The organism is Arthrobacter mobilis (genome assembly GCF_012395835.1).
GTDB lineage: Bacteria > Actinomycetota > Actinomycetes > Actinomycetales > Micrococcaceae > Crystallibacter > Crystallibacter mobilis.
Genome location: NZ_JAAZSQ010000001.1, coordinates 382,538 through 406,462 on the forward strand (window position 1 = coordinate 382,538; position 23,925 = coordinate 406,462).

At 68.3% G+C, this 23,925-nt stretch carries 21 protein-coding genes, 1 tRNA gene and 1 pseudogene; 9 read left to right on the forward strand and 14 right to left on the reverse strand.

All coding sequences use genetic code 11. From position 1 onward, the window contains the following. Window positions 1-99: 99 nt before the first annotated feature. Together HGG74_RS01830 and HGG74_RS01835 are read right to left on the reverse strand one after the other, a co-directional pair. On the reverse strand, window positions 100-1,098 hold the full coding sequence (locus HGG74_RS01830; protein WP_312856696.1) for an IS481 family transposase: 999 nt from the start codon (window positions 1,096-1,098) through the stop codon (window positions 100-102). A gap of 132 nt (window positions 1,099-1,230) precedes the next feature. Then, a complete protein-coding gene (locus HGG74_RS01835; RefSeq protein ID WP_168484619.1) occupies window positions 1,231-3,003 on the reverse strand; it encodes a helix-turn-helix transcriptional regulator in 1,773 nt (590 codons plus the stop codon). A 155-nt stretch (window positions 3,004-3,158) separates the two neighbouring features. Here HGG74_RS01835 and HGG74_RS01840 point away from each other — a divergent pair, with 155 nt between their 5' ends. Next, complete coding sequence (locus HGG74_RS01840) at window positions 3,159-3,971, forward strand: class I SAM-dependent methyltransferase (protein WP_168484620.1); 813 nt, start codon at window positions 3,159-3,161, stop codon at window positions 3,969-3,971. A gap of 36 nt (window positions 3,972-4,007) precedes the next feature. Here HGG74_RS01840 and HGG74_RS01845 read toward each other — a convergent pair whose 3' ends face one another. Further along, a complete protein-coding gene (locus HGG74_RS01845) occupies window positions 4,008-4,496 on the reverse strand; it encodes a MarR family winged helix-turn-helix transcriptional regulator (RefSeq protein ID WP_312856697.1) in 489 nt (162 codons plus the stop codon). A 104-nt stretch (window positions 4,497-4,600) separates the two neighbouring features. Between HGG74_RS01845 and HGG74_RS01850 the strand changes: the two genes are divergently transcribed. Further along, window positions 4,601-5,179: an NADPH-dependent FMN reductase gene (locus HGG74_RS01850; RefSeq protein WP_168484621.1), complete on the forward strand. Its 579-nt coding sequence runs from the start codon at window positions 4,601-4,603 to the stop codon at window positions 5,177-5,179. Window positions 5,180-5,308: 129 nt separating this feature from the next. Here HGG74_RS01850 and HGG74_RS01855 read toward each other — a convergent pair whose 3' ends face one another. The 8 genes from HGG74_RS01855 to HGG74_RS01890 form a co-directional block, all read right to left on the reverse strand. Beyond that, window positions 5,309-6,787 carry an amino acid permease gene (locus HGG74_RS01855; RefSeq protein WP_168484622.1) on the reverse strand — a complete coding sequence of 493 codons (1,479 nt, stop codon included), beginning with the start codon at window positions 6,785-6,787 and terminating at the stop codon, window positions 5,309-5,311. Window positions 6,788-7,061: 274 nt separating this feature from the next. After that, complete coding sequence (locus HGG74_RS01860) at window positions 7,062-8,594, reverse strand: FGGY-family carbohydrate kinase (RefSeq protein WP_168484623.1); 1,533 nt, start codon at window positions 8,592-8,594, stop codon at window positions 7,062-7,064. A gap of 30 nt (window positions 8,595-8,624) precedes the next feature. Further along, window positions 8,625-9,887: a sugar ABC transporter permease gene (locus HGG74_RS01865; RefSeq protein ID WP_168484624.1), complete on the reverse strand. Its 1,263-nt coding sequence runs from the start codon at window positions 9,885-9,887 to the stop codon at window positions 8,625-8,627. Next, the gene (locus HGG74_RS01870; protein ID WP_168484625.1) at window positions 9,884-10,756 is read right to left on the reverse strand and encodes an ATP-binding cassette domain-containing protein; all 873 of its coding nucleotides are present in this window, start codon (window positions 10,754-10,756) and stop codon (window positions 9,884-9,886) included. Before HGG74_RS01870 ends, HGG74_RS01865 begins: the two co-directional genes overlap by 4 nt. A gap of 65 nt (window positions 10,757-10,821) precedes the next feature. Continuing rightward, window positions 10,822-11,922, reverse strand: a complete 1,101-nt coding sequence (locus HGG74_RS01875; RefSeq protein WP_168484626.1) for an ABC transporter substrate-binding protein — start codon at window positions 11,920-11,922, stop codon at window positions 10,822-10,824. A gap of 58 nt (window positions 11,923-11,980) precedes the next feature. Then, window positions 11,981-12,259, reverse strand: coding sequence for a hypothetical protein (locus HGG74_RS01880; RefSeq protein ID WP_168484627.1), 279 nt, complete (start codon window positions 12,257-12,259; stop codon window positions 11,981-11,983). Between the two features lie 199 nt (window positions 12,260-12,458). Then, complete coding sequence (locus HGG74_RS01885; RefSeq protein WP_168484628.1) at window positions 12,459-13,124, reverse strand: TetR/AcrR family transcriptional regulator; 666 nt, start codon at window positions 13,122-13,124, stop codon at window positions 12,459-12,461. A 149-nt stretch (window positions 13,125-13,273) separates the two neighbouring features. Then, complete coding sequence (locus HGG74_RS01890) at window positions 13,274-14,089, reverse strand: SDR family oxidoreductase (RefSeq protein WP_168484629.1); 816 nt, start codon at window positions 14,087-14,089, stop codon at window positions 13,274-13,276. Window positions 14,090-14,281: 192 nt separating this feature from the next. On the opposite strand from HGG74_RS01890, the gene HGG74_RS01895 reads away from it, so the two are divergent. Then, window positions 14,282-16,003, forward strand: coding sequence for an ATP-binding protein (locus HGG74_RS01895; RefSeq protein ID WP_168484630.1), 1,722 nt, complete (start codon window positions 14,282-14,284; stop codon window positions 16,001-16,003). A 120-nt stretch (window positions 16,004-16,123) separates the two neighbouring features. Here the strand turns inward: HGG74_RS01895 and HGG74_RS01900 are convergent, their stop codons facing one another. Further along, window positions 16,124-16,270 carry a hypothetical protein gene (locus HGG74_RS01900; RefSeq protein WP_168484631.1) on the reverse strand — a complete coding sequence of 49 codons (147 nt, stop codon included), beginning with the start codon at window positions 16,268-16,270 and terminating at the stop codon, window positions 16,124-16,126. Between the two features lie 209 nt (window positions 16,271-16,479). Between HGG74_RS01900 and HGG74_RS01905 the strand changes: the two genes are divergently transcribed. The 3 genes from HGG74_RS01905 (at window position 16,480) to HGG74_RS01915 (ending at window position 19,661) form a co-directional block, all read left to right on the forward strand. Then, complete coding sequence (locus HGG74_RS01905) at window positions 16,480-17,535, forward strand: hypothetical protein (protein WP_168484632.1); 1,056 nt, start codon at window positions 16,480-16,482, stop codon at window positions 17,533-17,535. 217 nt (window positions 17,536-17,752) lie between these two features. Then, a complete protein-coding gene (locus tag HGG74_RS01910; RefSeq protein ID WP_168484633.1) occupies window positions 17,753-18,130 on the forward strand; it encodes a DUF7793 family protein in 378 nt (125 codons plus the stop codon). Further along, window positions 18,120-19,661, forward strand: a complete 1,542-nt coding sequence (locus tag HGG74_RS01915; protein WP_168484634.1) for a putative bifunctional diguanylate cyclase/phosphodiesterase — start codon at window positions 18,120-18,122, stop codon at window positions 19,659-19,661. The genes HGG74_RS01910 and HGG74_RS01915 overlap by 11 nt, the downstream gene beginning before the upstream one ends. Here the strand turns inward: HGG74_RS01915 and HGG74_RS01920 are convergent. Then, window positions 19,639-20,067, reverse strand: a complete 429-nt coding sequence (locus HGG74_RS01920; RefSeq protein ID WP_168484635.1) for an NUDIX hydrolase — start codon at window positions 20,065-20,067, stop codon at window positions 19,639-19,641. The two genes, HGG74_RS01915 and HGG74_RS01920, sit on opposite strands and share 23 nt — an antisense overlap. 151 nt (window positions 20,068-20,218) lie before the next feature. Here HGG74_RS01920 and HGG74_RS01925 point away from each other — a divergent pair. From HGG74_RS01925 to HGG74_RS01935, 3 genes are all read left to right on the forward strand, one after another. Further along, window positions 20,219-20,290: transfer RNA gene (locus HGG74_RS01925), tRNA-Gln, on the forward strand. A gap of 148 nt (window positions 20,291-20,438) precedes the next feature. Beyond that, on the forward strand, window positions 20,439-21,962 hold the full coding sequence (gene glmU, locus HGG74_RS01930; protein WP_168484750.1) for a bifunctional UDP-N-acetylglucosamine diphosphorylase/glucosamine-1-phosphate N-acetyltransferase GlmU: 1,524 nt from the start codon (window positions 20,439-20,441) through the stop codon (window positions 21,960-21,962). Beyond that, window positions 21,959-22,939, forward strand: a complete 981-nt coding sequence (locus HGG74_RS01935; protein ID WP_168484636.1) for a ribose-phosphate diphosphokinase — start codon at window positions 21,959-21,961, stop codon at window positions 22,937-22,939. The genes glmU and HGG74_RS01935 overlap by 4 nt, the downstream gene beginning before the upstream one ends. Here the strand turns inward: HGG74_RS01935 and HGG74_RS01940 are convergent. Beyond that, window positions 22,936-23,906: pseudogene (locus HGG74_RS01940) on the reverse strand (IS481 family transposase). The gene HGG74_RS01935 and the pseudogene HGG74_RS01940 sit on opposite strands and share 4 nt — an antisense overlap. Between the last annotated feature and the right edge of the window lie 19 nt (window positions 23,907-23,925).

A 23,925-nucleotide genomic window follows, 5' to 3' on the forward strand; every position in this document is an offset into this window, starting at 1 on the left:
CCCGGTACGGGGCGGACAATCTTCTGATCAAGCTACCGAGGTGGGCCGGACAGGTACCGGCCGCCCACCCGAGGGATGGACAAGTCCACCGCAAGACACTCAAACGTCAGTGATTGTATGAGCCACATCCTCGGGCGGGGCGGCCAGCAGCCATCCTGCCAGCCAGTCCCGGACCAGCCATGAACAAGACTCACAATGATTGTAGTGGTGTAGCCAGCCTTGGTAGGTGGAGGCACGTTCGGCCTCGGTGGCGTAGGGGCGGGCATAGGCCCATTCGGTGGTGAGGGTGCGGTTGAACCGCTCCACCTTGCCGTTGGTCTGGGGCCGGTACGGGCGGGTCCGGCGGTGCTTCACCTGCGGCCCCAGGGAGGCGGCGAAGGCCCGGGACCGGTAGCAGGAGCCGTTGTCGGTGAGCACGGCCTTCACCATGGCCCCGTGGGCGGTGAAGAACGCGGCCGCCCGGGTCCAGAACCCGGCGGCGGTGGCCTGCTTCTCATCGGGGAGGATCTCCGAGTAGGCCAGGCGGGAGTGGTCATCCACCGCATGGTGCAGGTAGGCGTACCCGGTTCCGGGCCGGCGGTTCCTGCGGCCCTTCGCCCGCCCCAGGGCGCGGTGGCCCCCGCCGTCGGGAATCCTGCCGAGCTTTTTGATGTCCACGTGGACCAGGTCTCCGGGCGCGGCATGCTCATACCGTCTGGGCGCCGGCCGGCGCACCGGCAGCCCGGTGGCCTGGTCCAGGCAGGCCAGCGCCGGCATCCGGTACCGGGCCAGGACTTTGCCCACGGTGGACCGGGCCAGGCGCAGGCGGGCCGCGATCCGGTGCGGGCCCCACCGGCGGGTGAACCGCAGCGCGATGATCCTGCGTTCGGTGCGCCGGCCGGTCCGGTTCGGGCTGGTCCGCGGCCGGGAGGAACCGTCCGCCATGCCGGCCTCACCGCGGGTGCGGTACCGGTCGGCCCACTTCCTGGCCGTGGCCGGCGAACACTGGAACCGCTCGGCCGCCCGCCGCAGGGGCCACCCCTGGTCCACCACCAGCCGGGCCAGCCTCGACCTCGCTTTCGGTGTCAGCGCGGCGTTGGCATGGGTAACGTAGGACACGAGGGCCTCCGGGGCATCGAGATGAGTGTGGTAACCCAAATCGATACCGGAGGCCCTCGCCCTTTACATCACGCCACGCTGTTCACAACCTCCGTGGGAACTACAACTAGGCCGCCGGATTCCGCTGGTCCGTCACCGTGCGGGCGGGGAGGCCGGGCCGGCTGATGCAGGACCGGCCTGGGCCCAGCGGGCCTGGGCTTCGGCGCGGGTGGCAACACCGAGCTTGGCCAGGATACTGCCGATGTGGTGCTCGACCGTGCGTTTGCTGATGACCAGCCGCCGGGCAATTTCCGCATTCGCCAGGCCCTCGGCGATGAGCCGGTAGACCTCGCGTTCGCGTGCCGTCAGGGCACCGCCGGGACGCGGGGCGGAGCGGCCGCGCTGCCCGAGCCCGCGGAGCAGTCCGGCGGCGGTATCGGCGTCGGGGCGTGCGCCGAGCTGTTCGAAGCCCTCCAGGGCAGCCCGCGCCTGGGCAACGGCCGCGCCCGGCTCGTCAAGGGCAAGGGCCCGGGCCAGGGCCAGCCGGCTCCGGGCCGCCTCCAGGGGCAGCTTGGCGCGCTCGAAGGCCGCTGCCGCGCTGTCCAGACGGCGCCGTGCTTCCTCCACGCCGCGACCGCGCGGACCCTGGGCGGCTCCGGCAGCAGCCACGGCACCCTCCAGGGCGGCCAGCCCCAGCACATACTCGCCCAGTGCCCGGTATTGGGGCAGGCCGGTAACGGCCGCAGCGCCGAGAATCCTGCGGCCGGCCTCGACGGCCTCCTCCGGATGGCCTGCGCGGAGCAGGGCCTCGGACAGCAGGGCCAGTTGCGGCGCCACCAGCTGTGCAGTGGCGGCCGTTTCGAGGGCACGCCGCGTTGTCCGGGCCGCAGCCTCGGCCTGCCCGCCGGCCAGCTCCAGCCGCGCCAGCGGCAGGACGGCAGCCGGATCCGGCCCGGCCCCGCGCAGCAGCGCCGATGCTTCCATCAGCAGCCCCTGCCGGATCCGCAGTTCCGCCAGCCGCGCCGCCGTGCCCGCCCGCAGTGCGCGGAAGCTGGCATCATAATCCGCCAGTGAGGCCGCCAGGCGGGCTTCGGCCTCCGCCCAGTGTCCCGCTGCGGTCAGGATGCCGCCGTAATGCATGCCGCAGATGGCTGGAATCCAGACCGCATTGCTGCGGTAGCCGAAGGTGCATGCAACGCCGATCCATTCCTCCGCCCGGGCGACGTCCAGGGTCAGTTCCGCGGACAGCAGCAATTTGCAGTAGATTTCCCCAGCCGCCTGATAGTCGCGCACCTCGCCGGCGGTGGCGGCGGCTGCCGCTTCATCGATGCGCCGCATGCCGTCCCGGACTTTGCCGGCGAGTACCAGGCCGAGGCCTTCGTAGCCCAGGGCGCAGAACTCCAGGTCCGGATCGGCCTGCCGGCGGGCTGTTGCTGCCGCCGCAGCTGCATGGGCGGCGAGCCGGGCCGGGGAGTCCTCCGCGAGGCAGCAGGCCAGATCCACCCACCCGGCTTCGCTGCAGTCGCCGGCCTCCTTGGCCAGCCTGACACCGCGCGCCAGCCAGCCGGCGGATGCGGCGGCGTTGCCGTAGACAGCTGCGTGCAGGAAGGCCAGTTCACGGGCGGCGATCATGGCCGGCGCGCGCAGGTCGCCGCGCCGGCGGTAGCCGGTAAAGGCTGCTTCGTAGTACCGGATGGCCGCTTCATAGTCGCCGGCCCATTCCACCGCCCGGGCCATGCCGTGGAAGGCCTCCGGGGCCTCATCGGCTGCCAGGGCCCGGGCAAAGCAGCTCCGGGCCGCGTTCCAGTCCCCGCGCTCAAGCGCCTCACGGCCTTCACCGAGCAGGGTCCCCGGCGGCGGAACCGGCGCGGGGCCCGCCTGGCCGGAAGGGGATTCGCGGGGAAAAGGCCTGGCCCCGGTGGACATCCCTCATTCTACCGCCGCCGGCTGCCCGCCGCGGAGCGTGTCCGGGGCAGGAACCACGCAGGAAATGGGTGCCCGCACCCATGAATCGCCGGGCCGGCGGGGGCATGCTGGAAGCAGGACGGGCAGGGAACCAGTATCCGGGGAGGACGATCACGATGGCTGCCAGCGATACCTTCCAGCTGGAGTTGGAAGCAGCGGAATTCTACGAGGAAAAGTTCGTGCCGGCGCTGTTCGCCGAATGGGCCCGGCTGCTGGTGGAGGAAGCGGATGTCCGCCCCGGGCAGCGGGTGCTGGATGTTGCCTGCGGCACCGGCATCGTGGCCCGGACCGCGGCGGAGCGTGCCGGGGAGGAGATGGTGGCGGGGCTGGACCTGAACGAGGCCATGCTGTCGGTGGCCCGGCGGGTCCGTCCCGGCATCCGCTGGCTGCAGGGGGACGCGGCGTCGCTGCCCTTCCCGGACCGCGGCTTCGACGTGGTGCTGTGCCAGATGGCGCTGATGTTCTTCCCGGACCCGGTGGCGGCGCTGGGCGAAATGCGCCGCGTGGCCGACGACGCCGGAACCGTCGCCGTCGTCGTGCCCGGCCGGCTGGACGACCAGCCGGCCTACGGGCCGTTCGTGCAGCTGGCGGTCCGGTGTGCCGGAGAACAGGCGGCCGAGCTGCTGGGAACCTACTGGGCCTGCGGGGATGCCGGCAGGCTCGGCGCGCTCACGGAAGCGGCAGGGCTGCGGGTCCGTTCGCTGCGCCCCTATCTGGCGACGGCCGGCTACGGCTCGCCCGAGGACTTTGTCCGGGTGGAGGTGGAGGGCACCCCGCTGGCCCGGCAGCTCTCGGCCCGGCAATACGCGCTCATCCGGGCCGGAGTCCGCGACGTGCTGGCGCCGTACCTCCGCCCCGACGGGTCAGTGGGGGTGCCGCTGCAGGGCCATATCCTGGTGGCTTCTCCCGCCGTTGGCGGCACCGGCTGAGGAACGGCCGCTGCGGGCAGTCTGTGCCGGTGCGGATTAGTCGCCCTTGGCGCGCTCCCACCAGCCGGCCGCCCGCAGAGAGTTCTGGATTTTGGTGGCGGCCGACAGCAGGGCTTCCTGTTCGGCGGGGGTCAGCGGGTCGAAGACATTCTCCCGGACAAAGCTGACGTGCCCCGGGGCGGCCCGCTCGATGGCCGTACGCCCGGCCGCCGTCATGGAGATATTGAAGCCGCGTGCGTCGGTGGGGCATTCGGTCCGCGCCACCAGGCCGCGGGCCTCCATGCGCTTGAGCAGATGGGACAGCCGGCTGCGTTCCCAGTCCAGCGCATGGGCAATGTCCCGGGCCCGCATCGTGGCATCCTCGGCCTCGGACAGCGCCGCCAGGACCGAATACTCCACGCCGGAGAGCTCGGAATCCCGCTGCAGCTGCCGGTCCATCGCGGATTCGAATCCCCAGATCAGTTCGCGCAGCCCCCGCCAGAGCTGCTGCTCGTGGTCGCTGAGCCACCGTGTATCGGAGTTCACAGCCCCGACCCCCTCGCTTTGGTTGACACTTCAACCTTCCGTGGTCATTATTGATATGTCAGCAAGTTCGATGACACGTCAACAGACCTCGAAAGGGTTTATCCATGACCAAGATCGCCATCATCACCGGCAGCACCCGTCCGGGCCGTGTCAACAAGCAGGTCGCCGACTGGGTCCTGGCCAACGCCTCCGCCCGCACCGATGCCGAGTTCGAAGTTGTCGACATTGCAGACTTCAACCTCCCGCTGCTGGACGAGCCGTACCCGGCCGCCTACCAGAACTACCAGAATGACCACACTAAGGTATGGTCCGCCAGGATCAGCGAATTCGACGGGTTCGTGTTCGTGACCGGCGAGTACAACCACACCGTGATGCCGGCTCTGGCCAACGCCCTCTCCTACCTGAATGTGGAGTTTAACAACAAGGCGGCCGGCATTGTTTCCTACGGGTCCATGGGCGGCGCCCGGGCTGCCGAGCACCTGCGCAACATTCTCTCCGAGCTGCAGGTCGCCCACGTGCGCAACCAGGTGATGTTCAGCCTGTTCACCGATTTCGAGAATTTCTCCGAGTTCAAGCCGACCGAGCAGAACGCCGGCACCCTGGCCCCGATGCTGGACCAGCTGGTGGTCTGGACCCGCGCCATGGAGTCCGCCCGCGCCGAGCTGGCTGCCGCAGCCAAGTAAGGACTCGGCGGTCGCCCTGGAACGGGGCGCTGCCGCCCCGCTCCAAGGTCCGTCTGCCGCGCAGGCCCCGGTTTGCGGCTCCTCCGCCGGAGCCGGGGCCTGCGCTCTTCCGCTGCCGGACGGTCCCGCTCAGGCCCGGGGGAGCGTGGTCCCGGCCGGCCGGCGCTCCGGCGCAGCCTGGCCGGCAGGGGTCCTCCGCCTGCCGTACCTGATGTGGAAGAACACGTAGCAGCCGGCCACGAAGGGGACTCCGAAATACAGCGCCGCCACCTGTCCCGGGTCGAAGGCGATGCCCACCAGTGACAGGAAGCAGCAGGCGAAGGCCAGCACCGGGACCAGCGGAAAGAACGGCGCCCGGTAGCTGAGGCTGCCCAGGTCCCCTCCGGCCTTCACGAACGCCCGGCGGTGGAAGAAGTGCGACGCCGCGATCGACATCCACACCGCAACGGTGGCGAACCCTGCCACCGACACCAGGACCAGGTAGACGGTCGTGGGGGCAACCACACTGCTGGCCAGCGAGGCCAGCCCGCCCAGAATGCTCACGATCAGTGCGTTGAGGGGGATGCCGCGCGCGGTCAGCTTCCGGAAGGCCCGTGGGGCATGGCCCTCCTCCGACAGGGAAAAAAGCATCCTGGCGCAGGAAAAGAGTCCGCTGTTGCCCGCGGACAGCAGGGCCGTGATGACGACGAAGTTCATGATGTCGGCCGCGTAGGGGATCCCAATGGCCGAGAAGACCGTCACGAACGGGCTCTCGTCCAGGCCTGCCTGCTCGAAGGGGATCGTTGCGGCGATCACGGAAATAGCGCCGATAAAGAAGACCACCAGGCGGATGACGGTGGTCTTCATGGCCTTGGGGATGTTCTTCTCCGGATCGGTGGTCTCTCCGGCGGCCACCCCGATCAGCTCGGAGCCCGAGAAGGCGAAGAACACCGCGAGCACGGTGACCAGCACCCCGGTGAATCCATTCGGGAACAGTCCGCCGGAGGTGGCGAAGTTTTCGAACAGGTGCGGGTATTCCCGGCCGGCCAGCGGGTGGAAGCCGGCCAGTGCGGCTCCGCCCAGCAGGATGAGGCCCACCACCGCGCCAACCTTGATCAGGGCGAACCAGAACTCGGTTTCGCCGAAGACACGCGAGGACACCGCATTCATCAGGAACAGGATCGAGGCAAAGAGCAGGCACCAGATCCAGACCGGCACGCCGGGAAACCAGCGCTGCATCAGCAGGCCGGCGGCGGTGAACTCGGAACCGAGGGCCACTACCCAGGTGAGCCAGTAAAGCCAGGCCGTGGTGAACCCGGTAGCCGGCCCGATGGACCTGGCGGCATAAATGTGGAAGGCTCCGGAGACCGGATAGATAATGGCCAGCTCGCTCAGGCACGCCATGACCAGGTACACCACTACTGCCCCGATCAGGTAGGCAACGACGGCTCCGAGCGGGCCCGCCTGCGAAATGGTGTAGCCGGAACTGACGAAGAGGCCGGAGCCGATCACGCCGCCCATTCCGATCATGACCAGATGGCGCGACTCCATCGACCGCCGGAGCCCGGGCGCGGCAGGCGCCGGGACCGCGCCGGGCAAAGCGTTTTCTTGTTGCAGGACAGGACCCATGTATCCTCCGGAAAGTCGTGCGTCGGGCTGGAAAAGGGCGCGCCGAATCCGCCGGCCGGTGCCCGGGATTCGCCGCACAAGGGAGTCGTGAAAGGCTCGGGGGAGCCGCCCCTCGGGGCCACGATGGTGATCAAGCTAACACGCCGGTCCTGGCTGCACGGCGGTGCGGGAGGAAAACGGGGCCGGGGCGAAAAAATCCTCGCGATTATGCCGCTGCCCGGACCCGCGAGCACCAGAAGCGCTGTTGCTCCGGCCTGTCTGCTGAAAGGTGTGCTTACGTTTTGCCGCCGTGCTGCCGGGCCGCCGTGCTGCCGGGCAGGGCCTGCCCGCCCTCCGGTTCCTGCAGGGCGGCCAGCACATGCATGTGCTCCCGGTTGGCCGGGTACAGCTGCCCGTACGTGGCGTAGAGCCGGTCATAGACCGGCGCGTTGGCCGCCCGGGGCTTGACCGTGGCCGCGGTCCGGGCCCACTCGGTGTCCGGCGGTACCGCACCGGTACCGATGGCCGCCAGCAGCGCATCCCCGTAGCTGGCACCGATGGTCTGTGCCGGCACGATCTGCTCGCGCCCGGTGATGTCGCTGACGATTTCGGTCCACAGCCTGGCCTTCGTGCCGCCGCCGACGGCGGCGACCCGGCGGATGGGTTCGCCGGAGTTTTCGAGGTATTCCAGAATCTGCCGGATGCCGAAGCCGATGCCTTCGTAGGTGGCGCGGAACAGGTGCCCGCGCCCGTGCCGCAGGGACAGGCCGGTGATCAGCCCGCGCGCGTCCGGATCGAAGACCGGCGTGCGCTCGCCGGCGAAGTAGGGCAGCAGCAGCAGGCCGTCGGAGCCGGGCGGGACGGCGGCGGCCTCGGCCACGAGGGTTTCGAAGGGCACGTTGCCGAACAGCCGCTGCATCCAGGTGGTCAGGCTCCCCGAGGTCGACATGCCCGCGGCCAGGGTCAGTGAGCCCTCGTCCACCCCTGCGGTGGTCCAGAGCTTGGGCTCGGCCCGGTACTGCCCCAGGACCTGGACAAAAAACATCGTGGAGCCGTACATCAGCATCAGGTCCCCGGGGCGGCGCACCGCGGCGCTGAAGGCCTCCGCCCAGGCGTCGACCGTCCCGGCACAGACGGGTACCCCGGCCGGCAGCCCGGTGGCCTCCGCCGCCTCGGCGTGGATGCGCCCGGCCACCTCGGCCGGCCAGGCCAGGCCTGGCATCGGCAGGTGGCCGGCGACGGCGCCGTAGCGGTCCGGATGCCATTGGTTGCGCCGCAGGTCGTAGAGCGGGTCGCACTGACTGGCCGTGTGGTGGTCCAGCACGTACTCGCCGGTCAGCTTCGCCAGGATGTAGGAGTTGAGGCTGTGCCACCGGCGGGCACGGGCAAAGACTTCGGGCTCGCGGTTGCGCAGCCAGCGGATCTTCGGACCCACCGCCTGGGAAGAGAGCACCTTGCCGGAGTCGGCGAAAATCGCTTCCGCCCCGAATTCCTGCGTCAGTTCCTCGATCTCCGCGGTCGCGCGGGCGTCGATGCCGTAGAGGATGGCAGGCCGCAGCGGGACCAGGTTTTCGTCCGTCACCACCAGGCACGGGCCCATGGCGCTGACGCAGACGCCGGCGAGGGCGGCGGCGTCGTGCCGGGAGAAAAGCTCCCGGCACAGCCCGGCTACCTCGGCCCACCCGGTGCCCTCGGCGTCGAACTCGGCCCAACCCGGCCGGGGAAACGAAACCTCGTGCCCGATCGCCACACTGTCCAGGATGTGCCCGTCCGCATCCGCCACTACCGCCTTGCTGCTGCCGGTGCCGATATCGATTCCCAGGAACATCCTGCCCCTTCCGACGGTTGCCGCGGGGCGTTAGGCCCGGCCGTGCGAGGTGCGCGACTTGCGCGAGACGGCATCCAGGATCACGGCCAGCAGCAGCACGAGGCCGGTGATCATGTACCGGAACGAGGACTCCAGGTTCAGCAGCGTCAGGCCGCTGGAGATGGATTGGATGACCAGGATGCCCAGCAGGGCCGAGAAGGCCGAACCGCGTCCGCCGAACAGGCTCGTGCCGCCGATCACCGCGGCAGCGATCGCGTTCAGGTTCACATCCCCGGTGCCGCTGCTCTGGGCCGACGCGGCCAGGCGACCGGCGGCGAGGATGCCGCCGATGGCCGCGAAGGTGGAACCGAGGACGAAGATGGAGGTGTAGATGCCGCCGACGCCGATGCCGGCCCGGCGGGCGGCCTCCCGGTTGCCGCCCACGGCGTAGACCGAGCGGCCCCACTTGGTCCGGGTGAACGCATAGTGCATGATCAGCACCAGCGCCGCGAAGAAGACGAACATCCAGCCGACCCCGCGGGCCCGGTTCAGGTACCAGACGGCGAAGAAGATGATGACGGCCAGCAGGGCGGCCTGGGCCAGGACCAGCCCCATGGGCCGGCCGGACAGGCCCGCCTTGACCCGCTGCCGCGACAGGGCCAGCTGGCTGAGCAGGAAGCCGCCCACGCCCAGGGCCGCCAGCACGTAGGAGAGCCAGGCCGGCACGAACGCCTGCTGGCCGAACCAGACCAGGAAGGAATCGAACGGCAGGTTGATGGTTCCCTCGACGCCCAGGACGAACAGCTGCAGGCCCAGGAAGCCGAGGAGTCCGGCGAGCGTGATCACGAAGGAGGGCACGCCGAACTTGTTGTAGACGAACGAGTAGACCAGGCCGATCACGACGGCGGTGGCAATGGCTGCCAGGATGGCCAGCCCCACCGGCCAGTCCTGCTTCACGAATGTGACGCCGACGATCGCCGCCGACAGGCCGCTGACCGAGCCGACCGACAGGTCGATTTCGCCCACCAGCAGCACGCAGACAATGCCCAGGGCGATGACGCCCACCGCGGCGCTTTCCAGCAGCAGGTTGACCAGGTTCGCGCTGGAGAGGAAGAACGGGTTGAGCAGCTGGAAGATGGTCCAGATGACCAGCAGCCCCACCACGATCGGCAGCACGCCCAAATCGCCGGCGCGCACCCGGTTGATGCCGACCTTGAGCGCGCCGCGGAAGCCTTCGGTGCGGATCAGGCGTTCATCCTGCAGGTCGGTGGCCACCGGCACAGCCGCGCCGGATGGATGGTTGGTTGTTGTCATTTCCCGTTCCCTTCCTCCGCAGCGTCCGCGGATGCCGGGGCACCGGCGCCGCCGGGCGCCTGGGCCTGCCGGGCCGCGGAGCCGGACTGCGCCGCCCGCTGGGTCACCACGTTGTCCGTCGCACCGGTGATCGCCGCAATCAGCTCGTCGGTGGTGACCTCCTTCATCCTGAAGGTGCCGTTGTTACGCCCCAGCCGCAGCACTGCGACGCGGTCCGAGACTGCCTTCACATCCTGCATGTTGTGGCTGATCATGATGACCGCCAGTCCGTTCTCGCGCAGCCGTTCCACCAGGTTGAGCACCTCGGCGGTCTGCGCCACGCCCAGGGCAGCAGTGGGCTCGTCGAGGATGATCAGTTTGGGACTGCCCAGCAGGGACCGGGCGATGGCCACTGTCTGCCGCTGGCCGCCGGACAGGGAAGCGACGGCGACCCGGACCGAGGGGATCTTGGCGGAGAGCTGGCGCAGCAGTTTCCAGGACTGCACTTCCATCTCCACCTCGTTCAGCCGCAACGCCCCGATTTCCCGGCCGAGGAAGAGGTTGTCCACCACGGTGAGGTTGTCGCACAGGGCCAAATCCTGGAACACCGTGGCAATACCCAGGTTCAGGGCATCCACCGGGCTGTGGATGCTCACGTCCTTGCCGTCGAAGGTGACCGTTCCCGCATCCTGCGGATGCACACCGGAGAGGATCTTGACGAGCGTGGACTTGCCCGCACCGTTGTCGCCCACCAGGGCCACCACCTCGCCGGAATAGACGTCCAGGTCGATATCGGTCAGGGCCGCGACCGCACCGAAATGCTTGCTGACCCCGCGCATGGACAGCACCGGAGCGGCGGAGTCCGTCCGTTCCGCTGGCACAGTGGACATTGCCTTCCCCTTCCCTTGCGACGGCGGTGCCGCGGCAGGCGCGGCACCGCCACCCGGACCGTTGCCTACTGGATGTCCAGCTCGTCGCAGCCCTTCTTGTATTCGCCGGTGCAAACCTCGGAGGCCTCGTAGATGCCGCCGTCGAAAATGACTTCCTTGACGTTGTCCTTGGTGACCACGGTGGGCACGAACAGGGCGGACGGGGTCTCGAACAGGGTGGCATCGGCCTCAGGGGTCTCGCCGTTGAGCAGCTGGACGGCCACCTCCGCGGACTTCTCGGCCACGATCCGGATCGGCTTGGAGATGGTGTTGTACTGGCTCCCGGCGATAATGCGCTGGATGGCGGCAATTTCGGCGTCATTGCCGGTCACCGGCGGCATCGGGTCGACGCCGGCGGCCTTCAGCGCCGCGATCGCACCCCCGGCCGTGCCGTCATTGGCGGCGACGACGCCGTCGATCCGCTCGCCGAACTGCGTGATCTGGCCGGCCACCCAGTCCTGTGCCTTGGACGGCTGCCACTCCGGGGTGTCATACGAGGCCAGGATCGGATGGTCGCTCGCCTCGACCGCCTCCGTGGCGCCCTCCTTGATCAGCTGCGCTGCGCGGTCGGTGGGCGAGCCGTTGACCATCAGGAGCCCGCCGTCGGTGTTCCCCTCCGACGCCATGTGCTTGATCAGGTCTTCGGCGATGAGCGAACCGATCTTCTTGTTGTCGAAGGAGACGTAGAAGTCCGCAGGGGTATCCGGGACCGGGCGGTCGTAGGTGACGACCTTGATGCCCTGGCCCTGGGCGTTGCCGACCAGGGAGGCCGCGGCGGTGCTGTCCACCGGGTCGAGCACGAGGACCTTGACGCCCTGGGTGATCATCGCATTGGCCTGCTGCTGCTGTTTATTGGCATCGCCGTCTGCGTTCTGGTACAGGACCTCGCAGTCCGGGCACAGTTCCTCCACCTTGGCCTTGAACAGCGGGCTGTCCTGCTGTTCGTAGCGGGTGGAGGCCCGGTCCGGCATCAGGAACGCGATCTTGCCCGCCGAACCTCCGGTGGCGCCGCCGCCCCCGCCGCCTTCACCACCTTCGCCGCCGCCGCCGTTACCGCAGGCTGCCAGGCTGGCCGCCAGGACCATGGCTGCGGAAAGGCCCCAGGCCCCCCGGATGGATTTCTTCATGGGAACTCCTCTGTGTGCAGGTGATGTGCCTGGCTGCTGCCTCTGGTGCTGCGGGCGCTCAGGCCTGTTGGGGATGGAGCATCGCCTTGGGCGATTTGGGTTCGGTGCAGGTGTTTTCCAGCAGGACGTCGTCGCCCGGGCCCAGCGCGGCGCGCTGGCAGCCCCCGTCGACGACGAAGGGCCCGGTTTTCCCGTAGCGGCAGTTGGCGACGTCGGAGCCGCGGACTCCCACCGCCTGGGCTTCGATGACCGCCTCGCCAGGACACGGTTCCGGCCGGCGCCGGTCCTGAAACGCGATGGCGTTCAGGCCGGTCATGACGGCGGCAGTATTGGCCATGGCAGCACCCCCTCACGGGTCGGAACAGGGCCACCACCCATGTGCGGAATGTGACCCAGCACACAGACACATGCTACACATCGGCGTGTGCTGCCGCCATATGTATGCGGGATTGTAGTTTTCCGGGCGTGAAAGCCCCGGCCGCATCCGGACGGGATGTGCCGGGCGTCCTCCGGGGCCGGACCTGCCGGCCCGTTCCCTAGGCCGGCAGGTCCGACTCGGCGACGCCCAGCAGGTAGGAGGCGATGGCCTCGCGGAACACCTCGGCCCGCCGGCCCTTGGGCACGAGGGCCTTGCCGTCCTGTTCCAGCAGGCTGCGGAAGAGCAGCCCCTCCAGCAGGGCGATGAAGCCGGCGGCCAGCGTCTGCGGATCCGAGGATCCCAGGGTGGTGAACAGCTCCACGGCCTGCGACCGCTGGACCGGCAGGTCGGCGATGGAGTCGGCAAAGTCTTCACGGCCGGACAGTTCCAAGGCCAGTGCGTAGCGGGCCTTGATATGGTGCGGGCAGGTGTCCATCAAGGTCTCGAGGTACCGTGCGATGCGTCCGGCCACGGCTTCGAGGTCGGCTCCGTGCAGGCCCAGTGCTGCCGGAAATTCCTCGGCCTTGAGGTGGGCTGCCGAGTGCCGGCGCAGGTGCGCGACGGTGGCTGCCAGCAGTTCGTCCCGGGTCCGGAAGTAGTAGCTGGTGGAGCCTGTCGGCAGGCCCAGCCGGGTGTCGACAGCCCGGTGCGTCAGGGCCCGCATGCCCTCTCGTGCGATCAGTTCGGTCGCCGCCTCGGCGATCAGCTCGCGGCGGCCGGTGGATTCGGCGGCCTGCCAGTTAGGGTTGTCCGAGGGGGTGGACGGGGACTGCACGGTCTCCACGGGTGGTGCTCCTGAAGGTACGAGTGGCTCTACATCTGTAGAGCCTATCTTATGGTGCAGGAAGCAGTGCGCGAACAACACGCCCGGGGCGGGGGCCGTCCCCGGGCCGGTTTTTGCCCCGCCCAACGGCTCCGGACGGGGGATTTGCCTTAGCGCAGGTCTACTGCGGGCAGGCTCTCAGCCTCCCGCGCCTCCAGCCACTGCGCGTACGTGATCTTTCCCACAGCGTTCTTGCGGGTGAGGTTGCCCCCGCTGCGGAAGAACTTGCCGAGCGGCCCCGGCAGCGGAACCGGCACCACCGGTCCCCGCACCCCGGTGAACTGCCGGTAGATCCGGGCCATGGCGTCCATACCCAGGACCTCCGGCCCGCCGATGTTGCGGATCCCCGGCGGTTCGGCTTCGGACAGCGCCGTGTCCACGAGTACCCGGGCCACGTCCGCGACGGCGATGGTCTGGAACTTGGCGCCGCGGATGCGGGGGGTGACGCGCAGTTTCCGGCCCGCGTCGAAAAAGGCTGTCACGAACTCATGGAACTGCGTTGACCGTACGGTCGCGGCCGGTACCCGGGATTCGCGGTAGATGGTCTCCTGGGCCGTCTTCGCCTGGTAGTAGCTGAACTCGACTTCGTCCACATTGACGATGGACAGCAGTACCAGCCGCCGTACGCCGGCAGCCGCGGCACCGGCAGCCAGGTTCTGCGCCCCCGTGGTGAGCGTGCGGCGGGCGCTGCCCAGCTTGCCGTCGAGGACGTCGATGACCACATCCACGTCCGCCAGCGCTGTGTTCAGGCCCTCACCACCGGTGACGTCGGCCTGCAGGTATTGGGCCGCCAAGTGGCGGCGGGGAGAATCCGGCGGCAGGGAGTGGCGGCTGACCACCCGCACATCCGCGGTGCGGGCAAGACATTCGGCAACGACGGCACTTCCGACCAAACCGGTGCCGCCGGCAACGAGAACGCGGGTCATACCCCCAGCGTACGCCGGGCTGCCCGGCCTGTGAACGTCCGTCGCCCGGCTGCACGGGTGCTTTTCGGCAGTCGACATGCCCGGATGCTGCCGCCGATGCTGGACTGGCCGCAGCCCGCTGCTAGTGTCGTGACCGGAAACGAAGGAGCCGGGGGCGTTTGCCGTGCCGCTTCCTGTGCAGGAGGAGACATAGTGGGGGTTGTCGCTGGGAAGCCGGCGCCGTCTGGGCGGAAAACCGCGCTGCTGGCCGACGGCGACGCGCAGACCCGGGATCTGGTCCGGGCTGCCTTGGCCGAGGCCGGCCTGGCCGTGACGGTGGCCGAGGACGGCCCGGCTGCCCTGGATGCCCTGCGCTCCAGCGCGCCGGATGTGGCACTGCTGGACTGCGAACTGCCGGGGCTGCCCGCACTTGAGGTGCTGCGGCGGTTCCGGGACGACGACGCCGCGTCCTCCTGCCCCGTGATCCTGCTGGCCGGTGCCGGCTGCCGCAAGCTGGTGGAGGAGGCGTTCGAACTCGGCATCCAGGATTACGCGCTTAAACCTTTCAACGCTGTGCAGCTGGCGCACCGGACGGCGATTACACTGGCCCGCTCGGCCCGGAAGCAGCACGAACGCCGGACCATGGACGCGCTGCGTGCCAGGACCCGCCGGATTTCCTCCGCCATCCGGGAAACCAACGACCCCTACCTGATGGTCGACCTGGCCGTCAGTGGCCTGGGGAGGGCTTTCGGCGCCGGCAGCGTGTGGCTGCACACCTTCGACGACGAGCGGGTGCCGCTGGTCGACACCGTCTGGAGCCCGGATGGCGGGCCAGGCTTCGAGCATCCTGCCGCAGCCGAGGCGCGCGACCTGGCAACCGCGCTCTGGGGCAAGGGCACGGTGCTCACGGCCGGGCCGGACGCGGAGGAAGAGCACGCGGCGCACCCGGGGCTGGCCAAATGGGCCGAGGTCCCGGGAGCCCTGGCCAGCGCCGTCGCTCCGCTGGGCCATGGCGGCGGTGCCTTCGGGTTGGTCTGGATAGTCAAGGCAGGCAAAGGTGCCGCCTGGTCCCAGGCGGAAACCGCCCTGCTGCAGCATGTGGCCGGGAACCTGGCGCACGGGCTGATCCAGGGGCACCTGATTACTGCCCAGCAGCAGGTCGTCGAACGGCTCCAGGAACTGGATACGGCCAAGAACAATTTCGTGGCCACGGTAAACCATGAGTTGCGCACACCCATTACCTCCATTACCGGTTACCTGGATCTGGTGCTGGAGGGGGCCGGCGGGCCGCTGCCGGAGGAAGCAGCGCAGATGCTGGAGATCGTGGTGCGCAACTCCACCCGGCTGCGGGAGCTGATCGAGGACCTGCTGACCCTGTCCCGGATGGATTTCGACGATGCGATCCTGCGGACCGAACCGGTGCGGATCGGCCAGCTGCTGGAAACCGTGGCAGCGGCCCTGGTGCCGGTCGCGGCCGGCAAGGAGGTGGACCTGGTCTGCAATGGCGGAACGGACCTTGTCATTCTCGGCGATGCGAAGAAGCTCGAACAGGTGCTGACCAATATCGCTTCCAACGCCGTGAAGTTCACCGCGGCCGGCGGGGAGGTCCATATGGACGTTGAGCAGACCACGGCCGAAGACGGGTCCCCCCGGGCCACGATCCGGGTCTCGGATACCGGCATTGGCATTCCGGCCGAGGATTTGCCCAAACTTTTCAACCGCTTCTTCCGGGCTTCGAACGCCCTGGCCGTCCAGGGTACCGGCCTGGGATTGGCCATCGCCAAGGGAGTTGTCCAGCAGCACGGGGGCGAGCTGACCGTTGAATCCGTCGTGGGCAAGGGAACGATGTTCGCCATCCATTTGCCGCTCAGCCTGGATACGCCGGGGGTCCCGATGGCGGATTCCGTACGGCCGGAGGGGCACTGTACCGGCTGAAGCACAAGCCGGGAGGCCCCGGTTAAACACACGGTTAAACAGCAGTGGCCATGAACGGGCGAGCGTCCACGGCCACTGCCGGGGATTCGGGCCTGCGACGGTCAGTTTCCCGGTGCCGACTTAGTACGGCCAGAGTCCGCCGTTGGTGGTGCTGGTGCCGGACTTGCTGACGGTGACCTTGCCATCAGCCGCGGCCGCCGGTGCGGTGGCCCCGGCGACGGCGAGGACGGCGGCAATGAGCACGGAGGCCGAAAGCTTCTTGATCATCTTGCTCCTCATACTTCCAGTGATGCAGGGACCCGAAAATCCATGCTTGGGGGTGGTGACAGTCGCCAGTGTATCGGTGAAACGTTGCATTCAAAATAGCTGATCAGCGCCATTTATGACGTCTGCTGGAATCTCTCGCTTATGCTCGGTCACGGGAAAGGTTCCCGCATCCCGCGGGCACTGGAGCCGGCTTCGGCCGGGTCCAGCCTATGGACCGCCAGGAAGGAAGCACAGTGCGTCAGCAGTCCGGGGCCAACATTCTGGTCGAGCTGCGCGCCCGCGAGGCGTTCATGCGGCGGCGCTATGACCAGGCACTGGCTTTTGCCCGGGAGGCTGCCGACCTTGCCGCTGCAAGAGAGGATAATGCCGCCTGGTGGCAGATGACCTTTCTACGGGCTGAGAGTTTCCGCGAACAGGGCCGCTACCAGGAATGCCGTGTAGTGGCTGAAGAGCTTCGGGAGCATCCGCTCACCTCCGCGTCTCCGGAACTTACGGCCAGGGTTCTGACCATGCTCTCCGTGGTGTCCCAGATCTCGGGCGAGCTTCCCCAAGCCATTGACCTTGCAGGGGAGGCCTTGCGGTCCAACGGCCTGGGCGAGCAGCCGTTCGGACTGCAAGTCGAGGCCCGGCTGGCACTGGTCGCAGCTTTGGCGGAGAACGACCAGTTGGACGAAGCTTGGACGGAGTGTCTGGCCCTGACCGGGATGCTGGACGGTGAGGCCGATTCGCAGATTGCCGGCAAGGCATACTGGGTGGTAGGCAACGTTGCCTTCATGCGCAGACATGCAGCGGAAGGGGTCAAGTACCATCGGCTTGCTGCGGAACACCTGTCTCCGACCAACGACCTGGCGCTGTGGGCTTGGTTTAACCGGGCATCGGCGGCTATGCGTTTGGCGGCCGGATTGGTGGATGAAGAAACTTACGAGTGCATCCAACGGGCAGAACTTGCTACATCGATCGTTGGGGGAAACGGCGAAGACCGTCTCATCGTCGAGTTCACCAAAGGACATTGGCACTTCTTGAATGGTGATCTGCAAACGGCCACTGACATCCTTTCCGGAGTATGTGAACAGGGAACCAATCTGCCCAGCAACTTAACCGGAGAGACCACGCTGTTGCTGGGGCGGGCGCTTGGCGAACTGGGGGACGTGGACCGCGGCGTCGAGTACCTTCGTCAGAGCGAGGAGTATTTCCGGCAGGCCGGAGCCCTCGACCGGGCAGCCCACGCTGCGGCACTGATTTCCGAAGTGCAGCCTTCACATTAAGGTAAAATCGCACGTCAACGGCCAAAATGGTGATTGTTCGTTTAGGCTATGCACGTATGGCTGAGTGTGCTGCCGCTCGACGTGGCGCCGCTCGATCGGTCGGGAGGGGGCGCCTGCCCTCCTGTGGAACGTTGGGGGACGAATGCACATGCGCGGTACCGGACACTGCTGTACAACAATCCACTGCTGCAGCCGCCCCGTGGCAGGCTAGGCCGCCATGTCGGAGGTCATAGACGAGGGTGTGGAAGCGGTGCTCAGTGACGGGGACGATGCCATCCGCATCTTCCTGCCCCGCGGGGTGCCGATAACCGCCATTGTGGCGGAGGCCGCCGCGGCCCGCTTCGGCGAGCTTGCCGGGCCGGCGCCGCGGCCGGCAATCCTGGACGTTACGGGAGTCGCGTCCATTAGCAGGGAAGCCAGGTCAGTACTGTGCCGGATGGCCGGGGCCGCCGCCATCGCCTTGCTCGGCGAGTCCCCGGTGGACCGGGTCATCGCCAATTTCATGCTTGGAGCCGACCCGCTGCCGTGCCCCGCCGGGTTTTTCACCTCCGAATCCCTGGCCCTGGCCTGGCTGGAGAACGTCTGTGCCAGCTAAGCGCGGCGATGACCGGCTGACCCAGCTGGTGGACGCCATAGCCCGCCTGGCCTCAGGCGATTTGAGCACCAGGATCGCGGTGTCCCAGGAGCGGGACGAGATCGATGCGGTCAGCATGGGTATCAACCTGCTCGCCGAGGAACTCCAGCTGATGTACAAGCAGCTGGAACAGCGGGTGGAGGAACGCACCGCCATGCTGCGCCGGGCCCACCAGGCGATGAGCCTGATGGCCATGACCGATGCCCTGACCGGGCTGGCCAACCGGGCGGCCCTGGCCGAGCGGATCAACGAGGCCCTGGAGCGGACCCCGGATGGCAGGCGGACTCCGGCCCTGCTGCTGCTGGATCTGAACTCCTTCAAGCAGATCAATGACAGCTTCGGCCACGAAGCGGGGGACCGGGTGCTGGTGGCGGTGGGACAGCGGCTGCGGGAGGCCGTGAGGGAAGGGGACACGGTGGCCCGGCTGGGCGGCGACGAGTTCGCCATCCTGATCCCCGAAGCCACCGTGGACCAGGCCCTGGCCACGGCCAACCGCATCCTGGCGGTGCTCGGCCGCAGCATCCAGCTGGACGAAATGAACGTCTGGCCCCAGGCCAGCATCGGCCTGTGCGTGGCCGAGCCCGGCCAGACGGCCCAGGAGCTGCTGCTGGAGGCGGATACGGCCATGTATGAGGCCAAAAAGGACCGCCGGGCCAGCATCAAGATGTTCCAGCCGCCCATGCTCTTTTCCCGCCAGCTGCACAATCAGATGGCGGCGGAACTGCGCGACGCCATCGCCGCCGGCGAGTTCACCCTGTACTACCAGCCGGTGGTCGAGCTGGCCACCGGGCGGATCCGCGGTGCCGAGGTGCTGGTGCGCTGGAACCACCCGGAGCGCGGCATGGTCATGCCGGACGAGTTCATTCCGCTGGCTGAGGAGACCGGCCTGATCATCGACCTGGGCCGCTGGATCATGCGTACGGCGGTCCTGGCCTTCGCCCGGTGGCGGACCGTCATCCCCCTGGAAGACGATTTCCGGCTGCGCGTGAACCTTTCCGTCGCCGAGCTGCAGCGGATCGACCTCGTCGACTATGTGCGCGAGGTCCTGCGCGACTCCCGGATCGACCCTGCCCAGCTGGTCCTGGAAATCACCGAAACGGCCCTGGTGACGGGCGGCGACGTCGAAACCTATTCGCTGCTGAGCCTGAAGAGCCTCGGGGTCGACATCGAGATCGACGACTTCGGAACCGGCTATTCCTCCATCAGCTACCTGCGGACCCTGCCGGTGAGCATGGTCAAGGTGGACCGCTCCATCCTGGCCGGAACAAACGGCGATATCAGCCGGAATGAATTCATTGCCGCAGTGCTCCAGCTCATCCGCGCGGCAGGGCTGGAGGCCGTCTTCGAGGGCATCGAGACCAAGGAGCAGGTGGACCGGCTGCTGGCAATGGGCTGCACCAGCGGCCAAGGCTACTACTTCAGCCGTCCGGTCCCGGAGTCCGAGCTGCTGGAACTGCTCGGGAACTCGGTCAGTCTTCCCGCCCCGGCCTGAACCGCGGCACTGCCGCGAGCAGCGGAATCACGTGCTCGGTCAGCAGCGGGGCGAGGTCGGTGCGGCTGCCCGCCTCGGCCAGGTCGAGCCAGAGGAATTCCTCGATCTCGGCCGCGGGGACGGGATCTTCAGCCGGACTGCAGGCGAACAGTGCGGCGTCAATAAAGGTCCGGGCCTCATTGGCTGCGGGTCCGTACCAGTGGCCGAGCGCTTCCAGCTCCGACTCGCCGACCCGGATCCCGAGTTCCTCTTCGAGTTCCCGGACCGCGGCGGCGGCAAAGGTCTCTCCCGGCTCCAGCTTGCCTCCGGGCTGCATGAACATGCTGGTTCCCCGCTTGCGGACCAGCAGCAGCCGGCCGTGGCGGTCCCGGATGACGAGCGCGGAGAGCGTCAGGACGTTAGGCACCTGTCGAGGGTAGCAAGCCGGCGCGGCCGTCAGGATGCGCCGTCGCCGGTGCTGCAGGGCGCCAAGTCGCACAGGAGTTGCCAGTCATGGCAAAATAGACGATTGTGCCGGATGTGCCGGGGAAGCATGCCGTTTTCCCGGACCGGCACGGTCCGCCCTGGTGTAACGGCAGCACCCAGGCCTTTGGAGCCTCGGAGTCTAGGTTCGAATCCTAGGGGCGGAACGGCGGGACGCCGGATGTGCAGACAGCACCAGGAAGCCGCAACCGGAATCCGGAGGGTTCCGCGGACGGTAACATTGCGATAGTCCCCGCTTTCGCTCGACGACGGATCCAGTCCGGGTAGGAGTGCCCCTTAGTGAGCCCCCACGACATTAGTCCAGGCAACGCAGCCTCACCGGCAGCAGTCATCCTTCTCGCCGCCGGGGCCGGAACCCGGATGAAGTCCGAAAAGCCCAAGATCCTCCACGAAATCGGCGGGATTTCCATGGTCGGGCACGCCTTGGCCGCTGCCCGGGGGCTGGAGCCGAAGGTGCTCGCCGCCGTCGTCCGGCATGAGCGGGACCGCGTCGCCGCCCATATTTCCGCGCTGGATCCGCAGGCCGTGATCGTGGACCAGGACGAGGTGCCGGGCACCGGCCGTGCCGTGGAGGTGGCCCTGGAAGCGCTCGATGCTGCCGGCGAACGCGCCGGCACCGGGCCGGTCAACGGCACGGTGGTGGTGACCTACGGGGACGTGCCGCTGTTGACCACCGGCCTGCTGCACGAGCTGGTGGCCGAGCACGACGCCGCCGGCAACGCGGTCACCGTACTGACTGCGGTCCTGGACGACGCCGCCGGCTACGGCCGGATAGTCCGCTCCGACGACGGCAGCGTGCGCGGCATCGTCGAGCACAAGGACGCCAGCGAGGAACAGCGGGCCATCCGCGAGGTCAACTCGGGGATCTACGCTTTCGACGCGGCAGTGCTGAGGGACGCACTGAAGCAGGTCACCACCGACAACGCGCAGGGGGAGAAGTACCTCACCGACGTGCTGGCCCTGGCGAACGACGGCGGCGGCCGGGTGGCAACGGTGTCCACCTCCGACCGCTGGCAGGTCGAAGGGGCCAACGACCGCGTACAGCTGGCCGCGCTCGGCGCCGAGCACAACCGCCGTGTCCTGGAAGCTGCCATGCGCGCGGGAGTGACGATCGTGGACCCGGCCACCACCTGGGTCGATTCAACGGTGACCTTCGGCACCGACGTCACCATCCTGCCCGGCACCCAGCTGCACGGCGCCACGCAGGTGGCAGCTGGCGCCGTCGTCGGCCCCGATACCACCCTGACCAGCGTCGTCGTGGGGGAGGGCGCCAGTGTGGTCCGCACGCACGGCTCGGATGCGGTGATCGGCCCGAACGCCAGTGTCGGTCCGTTCGCCTACCTGCGGCCGGGCACGGTGCTGGGCGCCAAGGGCAAGATCGGTACCTTCGTGGAGACCAAGAACGCGAATATCGGCAACGGCTCCAAGGTCCCGCACCTGTCCTACGTGGGGGATGCCACCATCGGCGAGGAATCGAATATCGGCGCGGCCAGTGTGTTCGTCAATTACGACGGCGTGAAGAAACACCACACCACCGTCGGATCGCACGTGCGCATGGGCAGCGACAATATGTATGTCGCGCCGGTCACCGTGGGCGACGGCGCCTACTCGGGAGCGGGCACCGTGATCCGCAAGGATGTGCCTGCCGGTGCGCTGGCCATCAATGTGGCGCCGCAGCGCAATATCGAAGGCTGGGTCATCCAGCACCGTGCCGGCACCGCCGCCGCGGCGGCCGCCCAGGCTGCCGCCGGCCCGGCCGCAGAGCCTGCCGAGACTTCCCTCCCCATCCCCACCACAGAAGAAAGTGATCATTCATGAGCACAATCACGGCCCAGGGCGAAAAGACTCTTGTCCTTGCCTCCGGGCGGGCTCACCCGGAGCTGGCCAAGGAGATCGCCAAAGAGCTGGATATCGAGCTGCTGCCGACCTCCGCGTACGACTTCGCCAACGGTGAGATCTACGTGCGCTTCGAGGAAAGCGTCCGCGGTACCGATGCCTTCATCATCCAGGCGCATCCGGCTCCAATCAACGAGTGGCTGATGGAGCACCTGCTCATGATCGACACCATGAAGCGCGCCTCCGCCAAGCGCATCACGGTGGTGGCCCCGTTCTACCCCTACGCGCGCCAGGATAAGAAGCACCGCGGCCGCGAGCCGATCTCCGCCCGCCTGGTCTCGGACCTGTACAAGACCGCAGGCGCCGACCGGCTGATCTCCGTGGACCTGCACACGGCGCAGATCCAGGGCTTCTTCGACGGGCCGGTGGACCACCTGATGGCCATCCCGCTGCTGGCGGACTACATCCGCACCCGGGTGGACCTGGACAACGTCACGGTGGTGTCCCCGGACACCGGCCGTGTGCGGGTGGCGGAGCAGTGGGCCGAGCGCCTGGGCGGCGCGCCTCTGGCCTTCGTGCACAAGTCCCGGGACATCAACGTCCCGAACCAGGCGGTGGCCAAGCAGGTGGTGGGCCAGATCGAGGGCCGTACCTGCATCCTCATCGACGACATGATCGACACCGGCGGCACCATTGCCGGCGCGGTCCAGGTGCTGAAGAGCGGTGGGGCCAAGGACGTGATCATCGCCGCCACCCATGCGGTGTTCTCCGATCCGGCGGCGCGGCGCCTGGCCGAGAGCGGGGCCCGGGAAGTGGTGGTGACCAACACGCTGCCGATTCCGCCGGAGAAGCAGTTCGCGCAGCTGACGGTGCTCTCGATTGCGCCGCTGATCGCCCGCGCCATCCGTGAGGTGTTCGAGGATGGTTCGGTGACGAGCCTGTTCGACGGCCGCAGCTAGCTGTACTGTCCGGAGAGGTTGGGTACGCGGCTGGCCGGTGGCTGACCCTTGAGCGAGGTGTGCCCGCGGTGATGATTGTAGCCGTGCAGCCAGGCCGGGAAGGCAGCGAGGCGCTCTGATTCGGAGGCATACGGTCTGGCGTAGGCCCATTCCTCCAGCAGGGTGCGGTTGTAGCGTTCCACCTTGCCGTTGGTCTGGGGCCGGTACGGGCGGGTGCGCTTGTGCCGGATCTGCGGGCCCAGGGCCGCGGCGAAGGGCAGGGAGCGGTAGCAGGCCCCGTTGTCGGTGAGCACGCGCCTGACCGTGATGCCTGCCGACTCGAAGAACGCGTTGGCCCGGACCCAGAACCCGGCGGCAGTGCCCTTCTTCTCGTCGGGCAGGATCTCGGTGTAGGCCAGGCGCGAGTGGTCGTCGACCGCGTTATGCAGATACGCGTAGCCGGGCCGCCGGTTCGCCGCGGTGCCGGTCCTGTTCCGCTGGCCGGCACCGCGGTCCAGGACCCGGTGCCCGCCCCCGTCTTAGGATCCGGCCAAGCTTCTTGATGTCCACATGCACCAGGTCCTAAGGGGGCGGCGTGCTCATAGCGGCGGATCGTCCGGCCGGTGGCCCGGTCCAGCCAGGCCAGGCGGGCCAGCCCGTAGCGGGAGAGCACCCGGTGCACGGTCGAGGGGTGGATGCCCAGCCGGTAGCCGATCCTGGCCGGGCCCCACCGCCGGTTCACCCGCAGCGCGATGATCCGCCGTTCCCGCCGCACCGGCGTCCGGCGCGGGGACCGGTGCGGACGGCTGGACCGGTCGGCCATCCCGGCCGGCCCGTGCTCCCGGTACCGGGCAGCCCACCGGACGGCGGTGGAGACCGAGACCTGGAACCGCTCCGCGGCCCGGGCCAGCGGCCACCCGTCCTCGACAACGCAGCAGGCCAGACGCAACCGGCCCTTCGGGGTCAGGACGGCATTAGCATGGGACATTGAAGACCTCCGGGCCGGG